The following is a 17,643-nucleotide window of genomic DNA, read 5'->3' on the forward strand; positions in this document are numbered from 1 at the left end:
TGATCTGGGTCAAGTCCACCTGCCTCGGGTGGGCGCAGGCTGAAGGTCTTGGCTTGAAAAGGGAGGGAGCAACTCCACATGCCAAGCAATTCTGATTTCCCGGAGAGGCATTTCCATGCGACTCGACAAACTCACGACCAAATTCCACGAAGCCCTGAGCGAGGCCCAGACGCTGGCGCTGGGCGCCGACCACGCCTACATTGAGCCAGCCCACCTGCTGCTGGCGCTGCTGCGCCAGGCCGATGGCCCGCAATCGCTGTTGCAGCGCGCCGGCGTCAATGTGCCGGGGCTGGCCAAAGCGGCTGAAGCGGCCATCAAGCGACTGCCCGAGGTGCAGGGCCAAGACCAGGTGCAGGTCGGCCAGGAACTGGCCAAGCTGCTGCAGGCGACCGAAAAGGAAGCCATCAAGCGCGGCGACCAGTTCATTGCCAGCGAACTCTTCCTGCTTGCCATTGCCGACAGCAAAGGCGAACTCGGTCGCATGGCGAACGAAAACGGGCTGAACCGCAAGAGCCTGGAATCCGCCATCACGGCGGTGCGCGGTGGCCAGTCCATGGACAGCCCCGAGGCCGAAGGCCAGCGCGAGGCGCTCAAGAAATACACCATGGACCTCACCGAGCGTGCCCGCCTGGGTAAGCTCGACCCGGTGATCGGCCGCGACGACGAGATCCGCCGTGCCATCCAGGTGCTGCAGCGCCGCACCAAGAACAACCCCGTGCTCATCGGTGAGCCCGGCGTGGGCAAGACCGCCATCGTCGAAGGCCTGGCGCAGCGCATCGTGGCCGGCGAGGTACCTGACAGCCTCAAGGGCAAGCGCGTGCTGAGCCTGGACATGGCCGCGCTGCTGGCCGGCGCCAAGTTCCGCGGCGAATTCGAGGAGCGCCTGAAGACCGTGCTGAACGAGTTGGCCAAGGACGAGGGCCAGACCATCGTCTTCATCGACGAGCTGCACACCATGGTGGGCGCGGGCAAGGCAGAAGGTGCCATGGACGCGGGCAACATGTTGAAGCCGGCGCTGGCGCGCGGTGAGCTGCACTGCGTGGGCGCGACCACGCTCGACGAATACCGCAAGTACATCGAGAAAGATGCCGCCCTGGAGCGCCGTTTCCAGAAGATCCTGGTGGGCGAGCCCACGGTGGAGGCGACCATCGCCATCCTGCGTGGCCTGCAGGAAAAGTACGAGGTGCACCATGGCGTGCAGATCACCGACCCGGCCATCGTGGCCGCGGCCGAGCTCAGCCACCGCTATATCACCGACCGTTTCCTGCCCGACAAGGCGATCGACCTGATCGACGAGGCGGCCTCCAAGATCAAGATCGAACTCGACTCCAAGCCCGAGGTGATGGACCGGCTCGACCGCCGCCTGATCCAGCTGCAGATCGAGCGCGAGGCCGTGCGCCGTGAGAAGGACGAGGCCTCGCAGAAGCGCTTCGGCCTGATTGCTGAAGAGATCACGCGGTTGGAAAAGGAAATCTCCGACTACGACGAGATCTGGAAAGCCGAGAAGGCCGCCGCGCTGGGTTCCAAGGATGTGATGGAAGAGATGGACCGCATCCGTTCGCAGATCAAGACCTTCACCGACAAGGGCGACTTCAACAAGGTTGCTGAGCTCCAGTACGGCAAGTTGCCCGAGCTGGAGAAGCGCTTGAAGGACGCGCAGGCGGTCGAATCCGGCAAGGCGCAGAACAAGGATGGCAAGGGCCGCCCGCAGTTGCTGCGCACCCAGGTTGGTGCCGAAGAGATTGCAGAGGTGGTGGCGCGCGCCACCGGCATCCCGGTGAGCAAGCTCATGCAGGGTGAGCGCGATAAGCTGTTGCTGATGGAAGGCAAGCTGCACGAGCGCGTGGTGGGCCAGGACGAGGCCATCGGCGCGGTGGCCAACGCCATCCGGCGCTCGCGCTCGGGCCTCTCCGATCCGAACCGCCCGACTGGCTCCTTCCTGTTCCTCGGCCCCACCGGCGTGGGCAAGACCGAGCTGTGCAAGGCGCTGGCCGGTTTCCTGTTCGACAGCGAAGACCACCTGGTGCGCATCGACATGAGCGAGTTCATGGAGAAACACTCCGTGGCCCGCCTCATCGGCGCGCCACCGGGTTACGTGGGTTACGAGGAGGGCGGCTACCTCACGGAAGCCGTGCGCCGCAAGCCCTACAGCGTGCTGCTGCTCGACGAAGTGGAGAAGGCCCACCCGGACGTGTTCAACGTGCTGCTGCAGGTGCTCGACGACGGTCGGCTCACCGACGGGCAGGGCCGCACCGTGGACTTCAAGAACACCGTGATCGTGATGACGAGCAACATCGGCTCGCACATGATCCAGGCCATGGTGGGCGAGCCGTACGACGACGTGAAGGAAGCGGTGTGGGGCGAGCTCAAGAACCACTTCCGTCCGGAGTTTTTGAACCGTATCGACGAGACGGTGGTGTTCCACGCGCTGGATGCGCAGCACATCGAGTCGATTGCCGCGATCCAGCTCAAGGTGCTCGAAGCGCGCCTGGCCAAGATGGACCTTCACCTGCAGGTGTCGCCAGCCGCGCTGGCCGAGCTGGCCAAGGTCGGATTCGACCCGGTGTTCGGCGCACGGCCCTTGAAGCGTGCGATCCAGCAGCGCATCGAGAACCCGCTCTCCAGGTTCCTGCTCGAAGGCCGCTATCCGCCGAAATCGTCGATTCCGGTGAATGTGGACCCGGTGCAGAACCCCGGCGTGTTCGAGTTCGGTGATGCGGTGGCCGAGGCTTGAACCGTGCTTGAACAGGCAGGCCCCCTTCCGTCGGGATGGGGGTCTGCCTCTACCGCAGCCGGGGCGCCAGACCTATCATCCGCCTCATGACCCAGATACCCCCGACCCTTCCATTGCGGGCCCTGTTTGACGCCCAGCACCACGCCAGTCGCGCTCAGATCGACGTGCCGCTGGCGCTGCGCCGGGATCGGCTCTCGCGCCTGAAGGCGCTGATTGACCAGCATGGCTCAGCCCTGTCGGACGCGGTGCAGGCCGACTTTGGCGTGCGTTCGCGCCAGCTCACCGAGGTGGCCGATTTCTTCGTGCTGCGCGCGGCTATCGGCCAGCTGCACAAGGAGCTGCCGCGCTGGATGAAGCCGCAACGCGTGGCCACGCCGCTCTACCTCAAGCCTGCGCGCGCGCTCATCCAGCGCCAGCCGCTGGGCGTGGTGGGGGTCATCGGCCCGTGGAACTACCCGCTGCAGCTCACGCTGGGGCCGGCCGCCACCGCGTTGGCCGCGGGCAACCGCGTGATGCTCAAACCCAGCGAACTCACGCCCCACAGCTCGGCGCTGATGGCTTCGCTGGTGCACGCCGCTTTCTCGGCCGACGAATTCAGCGTGGTGCTCGGCGGTGCGGACGTGGCCCACGAGTTCGCCAGCCTGCCGTTCGACCACCTGTTCTTCACCGGCTCCACCGCCGTGGGGCGCAAGGTGGCGGCTGCTGCTGCGGTCAACCTCACGCCCACCACGCTGGAACTCGGCGGCAAGTCGCCTTGCATCGTGGACGCCTCATGCCATCTGGATGAGGCCGCCGTGAAGATCGCCCACGGCAAGCTGCTCAACGCCGGGCAGACCTGCATTGCGCCCGACTACGTGCTGCTGCCGCGTGGCCAGGAAGCCGCTTTCGAGCAGGCCTACACGGCCGCCGTGGCGCGCCTGTTTCCCAGCATTGCCGGCAACCCCGACTACGCCGCCATCGTGAGCGACCGCCACCAGGCCCGCCTGGAAGCCCTGCTGGGCGAGGCCGCCGCGCAGGGTGCCCGCGTGGTGGACGTGGCACCCCGGGGCACGACGGGCAAGGCCAGTACCGCACGCCAGATGAACCCCACCCTGGTGTTCGACCCCGTCCCCGGCCTGCGGCTGCTGGACGAAGAGATCTTTGGCCCCATCCTGCCGGTGCTTACCTACGACTCGCTGGACGAGGCCATCAAACGCATCAATGCCGGTGCGCGCCCGCTGGCGCTGTACTGGTTCGGCACCAACACCGCCGCGCGCGACCGGGTGATGGCCAACACGGTGAGTGGCGGCGTGAGCATCAACGACACGCTTATGCACGTGGCCCACGAAAACCTGCCATTCGGCGGCGTGGGCGAGAGTGGCTGGGGTGCCTACCACGGTGAAACCGGCTTTTTGCGTTTCACGCAGCAAAAACCCGTTCTGGTGCAGTCGCGCTTCTCAATGGGGCATCTGTTCTACCCGCCCTACGGTCCGCGATTCGATCAGGTCATGGGCCTGCTCAAGCGCTGGTTGTGACCGGTCCGGGTTGGGCGGTTCAGGCGCCGGCCAGTGCGTCGTCGTCGGCCTCGGGCTGCAAGGCCGCCGCCGTGTTCTGCAGATATCCCTTCTCCATCAACCCATAGGCCAGCTCGGACACGTCCGAGCCCAGCAACAGTGACAGCTCTTGCTCGCTGCGCCGGCCATTGGCCATGAGCAGGAGGGTGTGGGCCTGGCGGCCCACTGCGTCGGGGCGTGACAGCGCCTCCCACGCCATGGTGGTCTTGGCGTAACGCCGGATGCCCTGAATCATTGTTGTCTCCCTGAAGCCTGCGCGTGTGTTGACAGCACCCGAGCATGTTGCATGCCAGTTGTGACACTGCCTTGACGAAGGGGCATTCAGTGGCCCCGGTTGACCGTTCGGTGGCCGATACCCGCCTTATTTCTGAGGCGTCATGCCCCAGGGTGTATGCGCGGGTATAACTGTGACTTGTCTCACACTTCGATACAGCGGTCCCGGACCGCGACCAGCCGATGAAGGTTCCTCCCAGATTGCTTCAACAGTGCCTCGGCGAGGTGCTCGAAGACGCCCCGGCGATGCTCGGGCGCTGGCTTGACGCAGCGGTGGACAGCCTGAAAGAGGCCGAGAGGCGATCCACCGACACGGCTCAGCGCGAGCGCCTGGGGCAGGCCTGGTGGCGCATGCGGCAGGAGAGGGCGGGCTGGGTGGGCGACTATGCGCGGCTGCTGCGCGAAGCGTTTGCCATGCCCACCGATGCCCCGCAATCGTCGCGTTCGGCGTTGCTCAGCGAATCCACCTACCTCTCCCTGGTGGAAGACGACGCGGTGACCGAGTCGATCGAATCCGCCCGCCTGTTGCAGAGCCTGCTGCCACCTCTGGAGCAGGAACTCAAGGTGCTGGACGCGCTCATGAGCTCGCTGCAGGGCCTGTCGACTGTGCAGGCCGAGTTGAACCCGCTGCGTCCTGCTGTCTTCGTGCGCACGCTGCGCGACATGATGGCGCTCGATGAACCCGAGTCCCAGATCCGCGCCCTGTGGCTGCGCCATTGCGGTCCCGCCATCGGTGACGAACTCAAGGCCCTCTATGTCCGCCTGACCCTGGTGCTGCAGCGCGCCAACGTGCAGGAAGCCGGTTACCGTGTGCGCCTGCTGGCCGAAGCCCCCGGGGCCGCGGCACGAGCGGCCGCCAACGCAGCCCGGGCCGCACGCGGAGGGGCGGCTGGCTGGAGCCCGTCGGGCCCGGCGCCGCTGGACTTTGGCAATGACAGCACGCGGGATCTGCATTTCGGCAATTTCATGCAAGACATGCCGCAGCTGGCCCGCTTGCATACGCTGGTGGACAACCAGTACCTGCACAACTTCCTGGAGAAGGGTGGGCAGCGCTACGAACAGTCGCTGGCGCCCGAGTACTACGAGCAGGTGAGCGAGGAGCTCGCGGCCATCGAGGCGTTTGCTGCCATTCCCACGCTCGACGAGTCGATGGTGGTTCAGCGCAGCCAGCAGTACAAGGCGCTGCCGGTGGTCGACCGGCCCGCGCGCGAAGTCGACATAGGGACCCAGCTCAGCCAGAAAAGCTGGGGCGACTTTGCCGCGGCCCACGAGCGCGCCCGCGTGCTCATGCAGCTCAAGCAGAAGGCCGAACGCGTTGCGCAGGCCATGGGTCTCGACGTCGTGCGCAAGCTGGTCAACCAGGTGGCGCAAGACCCGCTGCTGCTGGCGCCGGTGCGCGAAGCCGTGGTGGCGCTGGAGCCCTCGTTGCTACGCCTGGCCATGGCCAACCCGCGCTTTTTCAGCGAGGACTCGCACCCTGCGCGCCGCCTGGTGGAGTGCGTGGCGCAGCGCAGCTTCAAATACAACGACGAGTTTGGCAGCGAATTCGCCGAATTTTTCCTGCCGGTGCAGCAGGCCTTCAACGCCCTCAACGAACTCGAGACCGAGGATTCGCAGGCGTTTGCCATCGCGCTGGACGAGCTGCTGCAAGAGTGGGAGGGCCAGGACCGACAGGACCTGGCTGCGCAGGACGACAACCTGCAGGCCATTCGCCACGCCGAGGCCCGCCAGACCCTCGCCGACCAGGTGGCCTGGGAGCTGAGCCAGCGCCCCGATGTGGACCACGCGCCCGGCTTCATCCTCGATTTCCTTTACGGTCCCTGGGCGTTGGCAATCGCATCGGCCCAGCTCAATGCAGAGAAGGGCCAGACCGATCCTGGCGGCTACCGCAAGGTGGTTTCCAACCTGCTGTGGAGCACCCAGAAAGAGGTCACCCTGCGCATGCCGGCGCAACTGCTGGACATGGTGCCCGGGATGCTGGCCACGCTGCACGCCGGGCTGGAGTCGCTGGGGCGCAGCCGTGTGGAAACCAAGCCGTTCTTTGACGCGCTCATGCGCCTGCACCAGCCGGTGCTGGGCCTGCGGCGCGCGCGCGTGCGGGCCGATGCCAGTGCGTCGAATCCCATACCGCTGGAAGCCTCGTCCATGTCGATGGAGCTCGACGAAACCCTGGCCGCCACGCCCGAGCAGCGCAAACCGCGCAAGTCCGACCAGCCCTGGCTCGGCCGCGACGAACTCGAAGCCGCCGGTTTTCAGGACACCATGCCGACCGACTTCGCCGAACTCATCGAAGTCCGTGCACCCAACGAAGCCGGGCCTCTCCATCCCGATGGCGAGGCCGAACCGGATGGCGACGAGGGCATTCCGTTTGACGCGGTCGCCTTGCTGGCCGGCTTGCGCGAAGGCGACTGGGTCGACCTGTATTCGCACCGCGAATGGCTGCGGGCGCAACTCATCTGGGCCAGCAACCGTGGCACGCTGTTCATGTTCGTGAGCCGGGGTGGTCGCCCGCATTCCATGACCAAGCGCAGTTGCGAGCGCCTGATCGCCAACCGCCTGCTGCGCCTGGTGGACGGCCAGAGCGTGGTTGGCAAGGCGATCAACGCGATCGCGGCCGATCAGGCTCTGGCGGCCGAGTCCATGTCCGCCTGAGGCCGTGTTCTGGCCTGTTCGCGCAGGCGCGTGGGTGGCAAGCCCATGGCCGACTTGAACATGGCCGAGAAGGCGCTCTCGCTTGCATACCCGCTGGCTTCGGCCACCCGACCCACCGACACGCCGCGCGCCAACATGGGCAGGGCGTGCGCCAGCACCACCTGCTGGCGCCAGCGCTGAAAGCTCGTGCCCAGTTCGTCGCGAAACAGGCGTGCAAGGGTGCGCTCGCTGGCGCCGCCGTGCGCAGCCCAAGCCGCCAGCGTGCCGTGTTGGGCCGGGGCCTGCATCACCGCCTCGCAGAGGTTGCGCAGCCGCCGATCGCCGCCGGTGGCGCTCGGCATGGGCACCCCCAGCGGCTGGGTGTCGGCGTGTTCCATCTCGTCAAGCAACAGCGTGAGCAGCGCCTGCCCGGCTTCACCCGCTGGCCGCTGGGGCCGGTTCAGGGCATGCACCAACTCGCGCAGCAGGGGTGAGACCACCAGCACGCGCGACCGGCTCCAGTGCGCCGGCACCGCGTTGCCATCGATGTACAGGGTGAGCAACTGGGCCGACTCCACGATGGTCACCGCGTGGCGCGCCAGCGGAGGGATCCACACCGCGCGCGAGGGCGGCACGATGGTGGTGGTCTCCAGTGGCGAGCGTTCACCATCCGCATCGCCCGTGTGAACCACCGTCACCTGCAGCAGGCCGCGCGCGCAGTAGGCCAGTTGTCCCCAGGGATGGTGGTGCGGTTCGAACTGGTTGTCGCTGTCGATCTGGCGCGCACGGCAGCGCACCGGATGCTCGGGCGTGGGGCGAAACGGATCGGTGTCGCCCAAAGGCACTGCGCGGGGGGCCGGGCGGCGGTGTGATGGCTGCATGAAGGTAGGTTGGCTGGATATCGACGATTCTTGTCTTTCCGTCGCCATTGTGCGCGCGGCACGCGCCGTACGATCAATCCCATGAACACCGCCACCCTGGGTGCCGCCGCGCCTGCCAATCCGATTCCCCTCCGACAAGACGCCGCCGTGATCGGCCTGGTGGGGCTGGCCCACGCCACATCACACTTCTCGCACCTGCTGCTGGCGCCGCTGTTTCCGGTGTTCATCCGCGACTTCGGCCTGAGCTATTCCGATGTCGGGCTGCTCATGAGCATCTTCTTCGTCATTTCGGGGATGGGGCAGGCCCTTGCGGGGTTCGTGGTGGACCGCATCGGTGCGCGCCCGGTGCTGTTCGCCGCGATCGGTTGTTTCCTGCTGGCCGCCCTGGCCGCCTCCCAGGCCACGGGCTACGCCGGCCTGGTGCTGGTGGCCATGCTGGCCGGCTTGGGCAACGCTCCGTTTCACCCGGCCGACTTCACCATCCTCAACCAGCGCGTCTCCTCGCCCAGGCTGGGTCACGCCTTCAGCGCCCACGGCCTGACCGGCAATCTGGGCTGGGCCCTGGCCCCGGCCTTTCTGATCGGGATCACCGCGCTGTCCGACTGGCGCACCGCCTACCTCGGCGCGGCGTTGCTCTATGTGGGGGTGCTCGCCGTGCTGTTCTGGCAGCGCGACAAGCTGCTGACCGAGGTGGTGGTGCGGCATGGCGACGCGCCCCGGGGTGGTGATCTGGCCTTCCTCAAACTGCCCGTGGTGTGGTGGTGCTTCGCGTTCTTCCTGCTCTCCACCATGACGCTGGCCGTGGTGCAGACATTTGCGCCCTCCATCCTCAACGTCGTGCACGGCGTGAGCGTGGAGATCGCCACGCTCACCATCAGTGCCTACATGTTGTGCTCCGCGCTCGGCATGCTGGTGGGGGGCTTTGTGGCGGCTTACGGCCAGAGCCACCGCTGGTCCAGCGACCGCGTGGTGGCCATGGCCATGACCAGCGGAGCGGTGCTGTTGCTGGTGTGCGCCACCGGCTGGCTGGGTGCCGTGGGCACCATGGTGGCCCTGGCCGCCACCGGTTTTGCGGTGGGCGTGGGCGGGCCCAGCCGCGACATGATGATCAAGAAGGCCACCCCCAAGGGCGCCACCGGCCGCGTGTATGGCACGGTCTATTCGGGGCTGGATGTCGGTTTCGCCCTGTCGCCGCTGATCTTTGGCCTGGCCATGGACCGTGGCTGGTACGGCCTCACGCTGGCTGGTGCCGCGCTGGTGTTGATGGTGTCGGTGTTTGCCGCCGTGGGTGTGGGACAGCGCACGGCGGTGGCGCGTTAGCGCTCGCGGCACAATGCCGCCATGACTTCACAACTCGCTGGACACCTGCTCGTTGACTGCCTGATCGCCCAGGGCGTGACACACGCCTTCGGGGTGCCGGGCGAGAGCTATCTCGCGGTGCTCGATGGCTTCCACGCACGCGCTGACCGCATCCGTTTCATCACCAACCGCCAGGAAGGTGGTGCGGCCTTCATGGCCGAGGCTCAGGGCAAGCTCACCGGACGCCCCGGCGTGTGTTTTGTGACGCGCGGGCCCGGCGCCACCAACGCCTCCATCGGCCTGCACACCGCGTTCCAGGACTCCACGCCCCTGGTGCTTTTCGTGGGCGACGTGGCGAGCGATGCACGAGACCGTGAGGCTTTTCAGGAAGTGGACTACCTCTCGTTCTTCGGTCCGTCCACCAAAGGCATGGCCAAGCGCGTCGAGCGCATCGACGACGCGCGCCGCATTCCCGAGTACGTGGCGCGCGCCTTTGCCACCGCCATGAATGGCCGGCCCGGGCCGGTGGTGCTGGTGCTGCCCGAAGACATGCTCACGCAGACGGTGGACGCCGTGCCGTTGCCGCGCGTGGAGGCGGTGCAGGCCTGGAGCGACCCGGGCGCGCTGCGCGAGTTGCGCAGCCTGCTGCTGGCCAGCGAGCGCCCGATGGTGATTGCGGGCGGGGGCGGCTGGACCCCGCAGTCGGCCGCGGCGCTGCAGCGCTTCGCCGAGAACTGGCAACTGCCGGTGGCCAACGCCTTCCGCTTCCAGGACACCTTCGACAACCACCACGCCTTGTATGCCGGTGATGTGGGTCTGGGCATCAACCCGGCACTGGCCGCGCGCGTGCGCGAGAGCGACCTGCTCATCGCCATCGGCCCGCGGCTGGGCGAAGCCACCACCGGCGGCTACACGCTCATCCAGGCGCCGGTGGCCATGCAAAAGCTGGTGCACATCCACGCCAGCGCCGAGGAGCTGGGCCGCGTGTACCAGCCCACGCTGGCGATCAATGCCACCATGAACGCGGCCGCGCGCAGCCTGGAGGTGCTCACCGCGCCGCCCACCTTGAAGTGGGCAGACTGGGCACAGGCTTGTCACGCCGACTACGTGGCCAACGTGGATGTGGCCAACGGCGGCATCTCGCTGCCCGGCACCATCGACATGCCCGCGCTCATGCACACCCTGCAAAAGCACCTGCCTGCAGACGCGGTGCTGACCAACGGCGCCGGCAATTTCGCCAGCTGGTTGCACCGCTTCTACCGTTACCACGGCCTGGCCAAAGGCCACAAGACACAGCTCGCACCCACCAACGGCGCCATGGGCTACGGCGTGCCCGCTGGCATCGGCGCGGCCATCCTCACCGGGCGAACCGCGTTCACCATCGCCGGCGATGGCGACTTCCTGATGAACGGCCAGGAGCTCGCCACGGCGGTGCAGCACGGCGCAAGAAGCATCGTGCTGCTGCTCAACAACGGCAGCTTCGGCACCATCCGCATGCACCAGGAGCGCGAGTACCCGGCGCATGTGAGCGGCTCGGGTCTGGCCAACCCCGACTTCTGCGCGCTCGCGCGGGCTTACGGCTTTGCTGCCGAGCGCATCACCCACACGGCGGAGTTCGAGCCCGCGCTGCAGCGCGCCCTGGCTGCGCCTGGGGGCAGCCTGATCGAGGTGATGATCGACGTGGACGTGATCACAACCCGTGGAACGCTCTCTGCCATCCGGGCGCGCGCGCAAGCATGAGCTTGCTCGGGCCCATCGCCTGGTAACTACGTCACAAAGTCCCCGGCACTCCCATACATCCCCTGATCACTTCGCCTGCCTAGACTGGTCCAACTCATCAAAGGAGAGTGGTCATGTGGCAAACAAGCGGTGCAACCAGGGTGTCGGAGATTCCTGAACTGGGCGGGGTGCCCGGTCAGCCCGCGGTGGGTCGGGCGCACCTGCTGCGCGTGCTCGACGAGGTCGACTACGGCATGCTGATCATCGATGCGCAGGGCGCCATCCTGCACGCCAACCACCTGGCCCGGCACGAACTCGCCAGCGGACGCATGCTCGTGTCGTATGGCAACACCTTGCTGGGCAGCAACGCCGAATTTACCGCGCAGATGCAGGTGGCCATGGAGGCTGCCTTTCGCGGACAGCGCCGTCTGGCACTGCTGAACAAGGGCGAGCGCGAACTGGCCATGACCTTCACACCCCTGAGCCACCCGCTTGAGACCGACCAGCCCAGCGTGCTGGTGATGCTTTCACGCCAGAGCACCTGCGACAACCTGGCGGTGCGCATGTTTGCCCGCACCATTGGTCTGAGCCCCAGCGAGGAAGCGGTGCTCATGGGCTTGTGCCGCGGCCTCGAGATACCCGAAATCGCTGCCGAGCACGGCGTGGCGCCGTCCACGATCCGCAGCCAGATCAAGACCCTGCGAGAGAAGGCCGGCTCGCCGAGCATCCGCCGGCTGCTGCAGCGCATCAACAGCCTGCCGCCGGTGGTGCCCGCCTTGCGCATCGTCATGCCCATGCCCCACAATGCCTCGGAGTCCATCCACCCGTGAGCATGAATGCCGGTCACCCTCTCCGCTGCCTTTGCCCATCCCAACCTACACATTGAAGCGCTGGCCGCGCAGGGCGTGCAGCGCCGCTACCGGCGTGGCACCCTGCTGATCCAGGAAGGCGAGACCGGTGACACGCTCTACATCGTGCTGCAGGGGCGGCTGCGGGCGTTCCTGTCGGACAACAACGGTCGCGAGTTGACGCTGGGCCTCTTCGGTCCTCTGGAGTACGTGGGTGAGATGTCGCTTGATGGCGGTCCGCGCTCGGCCAACGTAGAGGCCGCAGAGCCCAGCACCTGCGCGGTGGTGACACGCGCCACCTTGTTGGCCTACATCGCCGAGCACCCCGAATTTGCACTGGAGCTGATGGCGCGCCTGATCCGCCGCGCGCGCCTGGCCACCGAGAGTGCACGCAGCGTGGCGCTCATCGATGTGTATGGACGCCTGGTGCGGCTGCTCAACACGCTGGCGCAGGTTCCCAACGAGCGGGGCGAGCGAGCGCTCAAGGAGCGCCTCACCCACCAGCAGATGGCCCAGCACCTGGCGTGCTCACGCGAGATGGTGAGCCGCCTGCTGAAAGATCTGGAAACCGGCGGCTACATCGCTGTGCGCGAGCGCTGGATCTGGCTGCTCAAGGCACTGCCCGCGCGCTGGTAGGGCCTGGCCCGAGGCGCTCAGGGCAGGTTGATCAGGCGCCGCGCCTCCAGCGGTGCGGCCGAGCTGGTGCCCGCCAGCCGCACCACGCTGCCGCTCAAGCTGCCCGCGCCCAGCACCCCCCACAGGGCCGGGTTGTCGTCGCTCACGGCCAGCGTGTCGGGCACGCTCCTCACGCCGGGGCGTTGCGGCCGGCTGGCGTCCGGGTCGGGCTTGCGTGGGGAGTAGCGCGCAAAGTGCCCGCTGGCTGAAGCTTGCCGGCGGATGCCGCCCACGCTCACCGTGTTTTGCCCGGTCGACAGGCTGTTGAAGGTGCCGCTGCGCCGGATCGGTGTGGGGTTGTCCGGGTGGTCCACGAAGCTGCCTATGTTGCCGCTGGTGTCGTACCAGGCGTCTTCAAAGTACGACTGCCGGGCCCCGGTGTTCTGGCCCAGCGCCACGTCGTCGCGCTCCACGTAAGCGTCGAACACCACCGGCTCGGTGCTGGTGTTGATGAGCGTGACTTCCCATGAACCGAACGGCGCAGTGACCGCTTTGGCATGACGGCTGAAGGTGGGTGCCAGCGCCAGCAAGGCGCAGGTACTGCCCGTGCCCAGTGCGGAATCGCTCGGATAGATCAGGCCGCACAAGGGCAGACCATCGGCTCCCAGCCACAGGCCCGACTGGCCCTTGCTCAGTGGAGGCAACGCTTGGGCATGCCCCGGCGGCGTGACACTGATCTCGACACCCTGTGCCCCGTAGGGTATCCAGATCTCCAAAAAACTTTGCGTGCGGTCGTCGGGCTGCACGCGCCAGTGCAAAGGCAGCGATGCGCCCGGCGCCAGCGTGTCGTTGGCGTGGGTGCGGCTCTGGTAGGCGTTGCCCGCCGGCACGGTCACCTGCAACCGCCCGGCGCACAGCTCGATCAGCTGGTCCATCGCGGCCTCCAGGATGGAGCTGCCGTCGTGCGGCCCGGCCAGCGTGCCCCAGCTGATGTTCACCACCAATTGGGCTTGCGGCGTGCAGCGGGCCAGGATGTACATGAGTGCGTCGAGCACGCTCACGTTCATGGCGCCGCCCGAAGTGTCGAGCACGTTGGACCAGTCCAGCTGTACCGCGATCAGGTCGCAGTGGCTGGCCTCGTCGTCCGCCGGGTTCAGCAGGTTGCCCTTGCCACAGGCCAGGCTCATCACGTGGGTGCCGTGGTTGACGGGTTTGCTCAGGTCCCAGAGCTGAAGGTGCTGGTAGAGCGCATCTTCGTCCAGCTGACCATGATGCGTGTACTCGGCCATGGCTGCGTTGATCGCAGCGCCCGAGAGCTCGTGGCCATAGCCCATGTCGCGCGGGCGCGGGCCGGCGCGAGTCGGGTCCAGTGGCGTCTGGTGGTGGGGCTCGTTGCCTGGCCAGTTGCCGTCCTGTGTGTCGTCCTGGCGCCAGAAATGTTTGACGCGTGTGTGGCCCTGGGCCTTGAGGAACACCTGGTTGGCAAATGCCAGTCCGCCATCGATCACACCCAGCACCCTGCCACTGAGGCGATCGGGCGCAACCACGGGGCTCGAGTCGGGCTTGCAGGGGTCGTGGATTGGCTGCGTGTGGTGGGCCACCGGAAGGCCGAGTTCGAAGCGCTGGATCAGACCGCGCAGTTGCGGGTCGGAGCGCAGCTTCTTGAAGAACTTGGGCTTCACATGCGCCGTGCAAAAGCGCAGCGCGGGCAGGTTGAGGTACACGCGCGGAACCTGCAGCCACTTGACGCTGGAGGCCTCCACCAGCGACGGCACGCTGGCGCCCGGTGTGAGCTCAATGACGATGGGCAGCCACTTCGGCGACTTGCCTTTGGGCTCCACGCGGTAGCCTGCAAACCGGTCGGATTCTGCCCAGGCGAGGTAGGGGTCTTGCCCATCGATGGCGCCTGGCGCGCTCCAGTGGATGCCGGTGAATTCGCCCGTGGGCAGAGGAGACCAAGCCGCGCTCATTCGAAAGCCCTCCGTGCTGCGCTCATGCCCACTCCTTGAGCGCTTCCTCCCACAGCCATGCCACCAGGGGTGCATTGCCCACACCCGTGGTGCCGGCAGATCGTGTGTAGGCGTGGCCGCTGGTGTGGTCCATCGACTGGTGCAGGCTGAAGTCCAGCGGTTCGCCGTGGGGTCCTTCAAACAGGCGGCCATCGAAGCCGCGCTCGTGCACCTTGGTACCGGTGGCGCGCGCCACCAGAAATTCGGCGAGCGCCGTGCCGAGCAGGCGCCCGCAAGCGCTGTCCACCGGAAAGTGCACGCCGGCCACCACGCGGTTGGTCGCAATGCGCGCGGCCAGTCGCTGCAGCTGTTCGCGGCTCTCCGTGCCGTTGGGTGTACCGCTTGTGGGTGAGGCCGCGTTGAGCAGCGCTTCCAGCAACACGGCAAAAGCAAACGCTTCGGTGGCATGGCCACTGGGCCAGCTGCCGTGCCCCGGGGTTTCGATCATGGGCTGGATCTGCGGCGACATCGCCACCGGGCGCAGGCTGGCGAAGATGTGCTTGAAGCGCATCTCGACATGCACACACAGCGTGAACATGAGGTCCATGAGCTGCAAAGTCTTCTTGTGGCGGTGTGCGGTGAGCCCCACCAAGGAAGACCAGAACGCCACGGGCAGTCCCGTTTGCGCCACGATCTCGGCCGCGCGGTCGGCCCGCAGGTCGGCGTAAGCCGCCACCAGGTCGAGCTGTTTTTTGAACTGCGGTTTGGTGGGTGCACGCAGCTTCACAAGCGGCTTGCGCTGGATGGTGCTGGCTTGCAGGTTGGCAAACTCCAGCATGGCTTCTTTGGGGCCGCTGCGGCTTCTGAAAAGCAGGCCCTCGACGAGTTCGGTGAAACACGCTTCCACGCGCGGACCATCGGCCCACAGGGCCAGGTTGGCCGGCTTGTCGAAGGCGGGTTCGTTGAAGTGCAAGGTGGCTCCAACGAAGGGGCCGACGATGGCGGCGCGGCTCAGGAGGAGCGCATCGGCATACACCACCGTGTTGCTCGCTCCGCCACTGGCTCCGCCGCTGGCGCCACCACTTGCGCCGCCACTGGCCCCGCCGCTCGCCCCACCACTGGCTCCTCCGCTTGCGCCACCACTCATGATTGCCACTCCCGTCTTGGTTGATGAATCGAATCAGGCTCAGTGCTGCAGACCCAGCTCCGAGAAAACCTTGGCGCCGCGCTGCCGCAGGCGGCTGTGGCTGCCTGCCGCGAGGTATTTGCCCAATGTGAAATCGGGTTGCAGCGTCATGATCAACACGAAGGTCTCGCGCGCTTCCCGAACCAGTCCCATCTCGAACTGCGCGATCAGCATGGCGCGCAGGGTCGGGAGGTGGTATCGGTTTTTTGCGAGGGACGATCGGCAGAGATCGACCGCCTCTGACAGACGGCCAATGGCGAGGTAGCTGTTGGCCAGCATCATCTCGAAGTAGTACTTCTGCGGATCCAGTGGCGAGAGATGCAGCGCGTTCTCTGCCTCCACCATCGAGTCCTCTGGCGTGCCCCACATCGTTGACCACACGCTGTTGTAGAGCCAGGCCATCGGGTCGTTGGGATTGCTCTGCGTGGCCTCTTGCAGCAAGCGGTGTGATGCGTCCACGTCTTCACCAAGGTGGCACAGCGCATGTCCCTTGATGGCCATGGCCAGCGAGCTGGCGGGCTCCAGGTCGAGTGCACGGTCGGCGGTGTCGATGGCACGCTGGAAGTCTCGCGCCGGTTCCCCCGAGAGGCCTTGCACCACCTGCATGATGTGCCACTTGGCCAGCCAAGCCCACGGCGTGGCAACCCGCTTGTGGCGATCCACCACCGCCTCCAGCAACTGGTGGCTGCGTTGCAGATCCCGCGGCGTGGAGCGGTGCATCAGCGTTATGCCACCCAGCAAGAGCGCGTTGCTGTCGAGCTGGGGCACGGGCAGCACCAAGGTGCGCTGCACCACGTCATTGAGCAGGGCCTTGGAACAGGCCGAGCACAGTGCATCCAGGAGCGCGCTCTGGGCTTCCATCAGGTCGCGCACATCGCCCGAGAGGCGATCGGCCCAGATCACTTCCTCACGGCGGTTGTCGGTGAGCTGCGCCATGATCACGACCTTGTCGCCGTAGGTGACGTAGCTGCCGCCGAGCACGAACGTGGCCTCCAGGTGCCGACCGATTTCTCCGGCCGAAGATGTACGTCCCCGGAATGCGGTGGTGGACAGGCGGGAGATCACACGCAGATCGGGGCTGCGCGCGAGCTGCGCGATGACGCCGTCGGCAATGAGTTCGCCAATGACGAACTGTTCGGCCGCGTGGCTGCGCGTCTCGAAAGGCACGACAGCGATGGACGGCCGGAAGTCGAGTGGCGTGCCTTCGGGCACCTGAGCGCGGACCGTGGGTGACCCCGCGCTCACCGAGTGGATGGCCCAGGTGCGAACCGGTTCGGGCCAGTGCTTGAGGTAGTTCTCGCCACGGTCTTCCACCTCGGCATCCATGCCCACGACGATACCGTCGAAGATGCTGGCGGTGATGATCGTCTCGCCCGGGGCAGCCAGATCGGCCACGCGCGCCGCGAGGTTCACGCCATGGCCATACACGTCGTTTTCGTCGGCATACAGGTGCGTGGCATTGAGACCTGCCCGAAGAAACAGACGCTGGCTGGCCGGCAGTGTGTCGTTGAGCGGAGCAAAGTACCTGTGCAGCGTGAGGGCCGCGCGAACGGCATCGGTGGGTTGGTCGAATTCCACCAGCATGCCGTCGCCCAGGCTCTTGACCATGCGGCCCTTGCAGTCCGGCAACACCACACTGGTGGCGTGGTGCACAAAGCCACGCCATTGGTTCACCACGGCGGCTTCGTTGGCAGCCATCAGGCGAACCGACTCCACCAGATCCATCACCAGCACCACCTTGTGGCGCTGCTGCGGCAATGGAAGGGCAGTCTCCCCGACCCCTTTGTCGTCGGGGGGCTGCGAGGTGTTCGGGGTGGGGCTGCTGGTCATGCCGGTGGGGGTATGCGGGTTGCGTTGCAGTTTCTCACAACTGATCTTGAGGACTGGTTGTGAGGTTGGCAAAAACAACAAAGCCGACTCGCGTCGGCTTTGTTGGAGGAGTCACACCCGACAGG

Annotated in this window: 12 protein-coding genes; 7 read left to right on the plus strand and 5 right to left on the minus strand. The window is 66.5% G+C overall.

The genetic code is table 11. From position 1 onward, the window contains the following. Positions 1 to 115 precede the first annotated feature (115 nt). Entirely contained in the window at positions 116 to 2,734 is a 2,619-nt protein-coding gene (gene clpB / locus F9Z44_RS09360) for an ATP-dependent chaperone ClpB (RefSeq protein ID WP_159605514.1), read from the plus strand. Positions 2,735 to 2,820: 86 nt separating this feature from the next. Next, complete coding sequence (locus F9Z44_RS09365) at positions 2,821 to 4,248, plus strand: coniferyl aldehyde dehydrogenase (RefSeq protein WP_201450037.1); 1,428 nt, start codon at positions 2,821 to 2,823, stop codon at positions 4,246 to 4,248. A 19-nt stretch (positions 4,249 to 4,267) separates the two neighbouring features. Here the strand turns inward: F9Z44_RS09365 and F9Z44_RS09370 are convergent, their stop codons facing one another. Further along, a complete protein-coding gene (locus F9Z44_RS09370; protein WP_159605516.1) occupies positions 4,268 to 4,522 on the minus strand; it encodes a hypothetical protein in 255 nt (84 codons plus the stop codon). A gap of 221 nt (positions 4,523 to 4,743) precedes the next feature. Here F9Z44_RS09370 and F9Z44_RS09375 point away from each other — a divergent pair, with 221 nt between their 5' ends. Then, positions 4,744 to 7,212, plus strand: coding sequence for a DUF1631 family protein (locus tag F9Z44_RS09375; protein WP_159605518.1), 2,469 nt, complete (start codon positions 4,744 to 4,746; stop codon positions 7,210 to 7,212). On the opposite strand, the gene F9Z44_RS09380 is transcribed toward F9Z44_RS09375, so the two are convergent. Beyond that, positions 7,179 to 8,072 carry an AraC family transcriptional regulator gene (locus F9Z44_RS09380; protein WP_159605520.1) on the minus strand — a complete coding sequence of 298 codons (894 nt, stop codon included), beginning with the start codon at positions 8,070 to 8,072 and terminating at the stop codon, positions 7,179 to 7,181. The genes F9Z44_RS09375 and F9Z44_RS09380 overlap by 34 nt on opposite strands. Positions 8,073 to 8,153: 81 nt before the next feature. Between F9Z44_RS09380 and F9Z44_RS09385 the strand changes: the two genes are divergently transcribed. The 4 genes from F9Z44_RS09385 (at position 8,154) to F9Z44_RS09400 (ending at position 12,574) form a co-directional block, all read left to right on the plus strand. Beyond that, positions 8,154 to 9,392, plus strand: coding sequence for an MFS transporter (locus F9Z44_RS09385; protein WP_159605522.1), 1,239 nt, complete (start codon positions 8,154 to 8,156; stop codon positions 9,390 to 9,392). A 21-nt stretch (positions 9,393 to 9,413) separates the two neighbouring features. After that, on the plus strand, positions 9,414 to 11,111 hold the full coding sequence (locus tag F9Z44_RS09390) for a thiamine pyrophosphate-binding protein (RefSeq protein WP_159605524.1): 1,698 nt from the start codon (positions 9,414 to 9,416) through the stop codon (positions 11,109 to 11,111). 113 nt (positions 11,112 to 11,224) lie between these two features. Next, positions 11,225 to 11,920: a helix-turn-helix transcriptional regulator gene (locus tag F9Z44_RS09395; RefSeq protein WP_159605526.1), complete on the plus strand. Its 696-nt coding sequence runs from the start codon at positions 11,225 to 11,227 to the stop codon at positions 11,918 to 11,920. 6 nt (positions 11,921 to 11,926) lie between these two features. Beyond that, positions 11,927 to 12,574: a Crp/Fnr family transcriptional regulator gene (locus tag F9Z44_RS09400; protein ID WP_159605528.1), complete on the plus strand. Its 648-nt coding sequence runs from the start codon at positions 11,927 to 11,929 to the stop codon at positions 12,572 to 12,574. 17 nt (positions 12,575 to 12,591) lie between these two features. On the opposite strand, the gene F9Z44_RS09405 is transcribed toward F9Z44_RS09400, so the two are convergent. The 3 genes from F9Z44_RS09405 to F9Z44_RS09415 are packed head-to-tail and all read right to left on the minus strand — an operon-like array spanning position 12,592 to position 17,518. Continuing rightward, the gene (locus tag F9Z44_RS09405; protein WP_159605530.1) at positions 12,592 to 14,523 is read right to left on the minus strand and encodes a S8 family serine peptidase; all 1,932 of its coding nucleotides are present in this window, start codon (positions 14,521 to 14,523) and stop codon (positions 12,592 to 12,594) included. A 22-nt stretch (positions 14,524 to 14,545) separates the two neighbouring features. Then, positions 14,546 to 15,649 (minus strand): phosphatase PAP2 family protein, encoded by a 1,104-nt coding sequence (locus tag F9Z44_RS09410; protein ID WP_159605532.1) that lies wholly within the window; start codon positions 15,647 to 15,649, stop codon positions 14,546 to 14,548. A 39-nt stretch (positions 15,650 to 15,688) separates the two neighbouring features. Further along, on the minus strand, positions 15,689 to 17,518 hold the full coding sequence (locus F9Z44_RS09415) for an adenylate/guanylate cyclase domain-containing protein (protein WP_159605534.1): 1,830 nt from the start codon (positions 17,516 to 17,518) through the stop codon (positions 15,689 to 15,691). Positions 17,519 to 17,643: the final 125 nt, after the last annotated feature.

It is taken from the genome of Hydrogenophaga sp. PBL-H3 (assembly GCF_010104355.1).
Lineage (GTDB): Bacteria > Pseudomonadota > Gammaproteobacteria > Burkholderiales > Burkholderiaceae_C > Hydrogenophaga.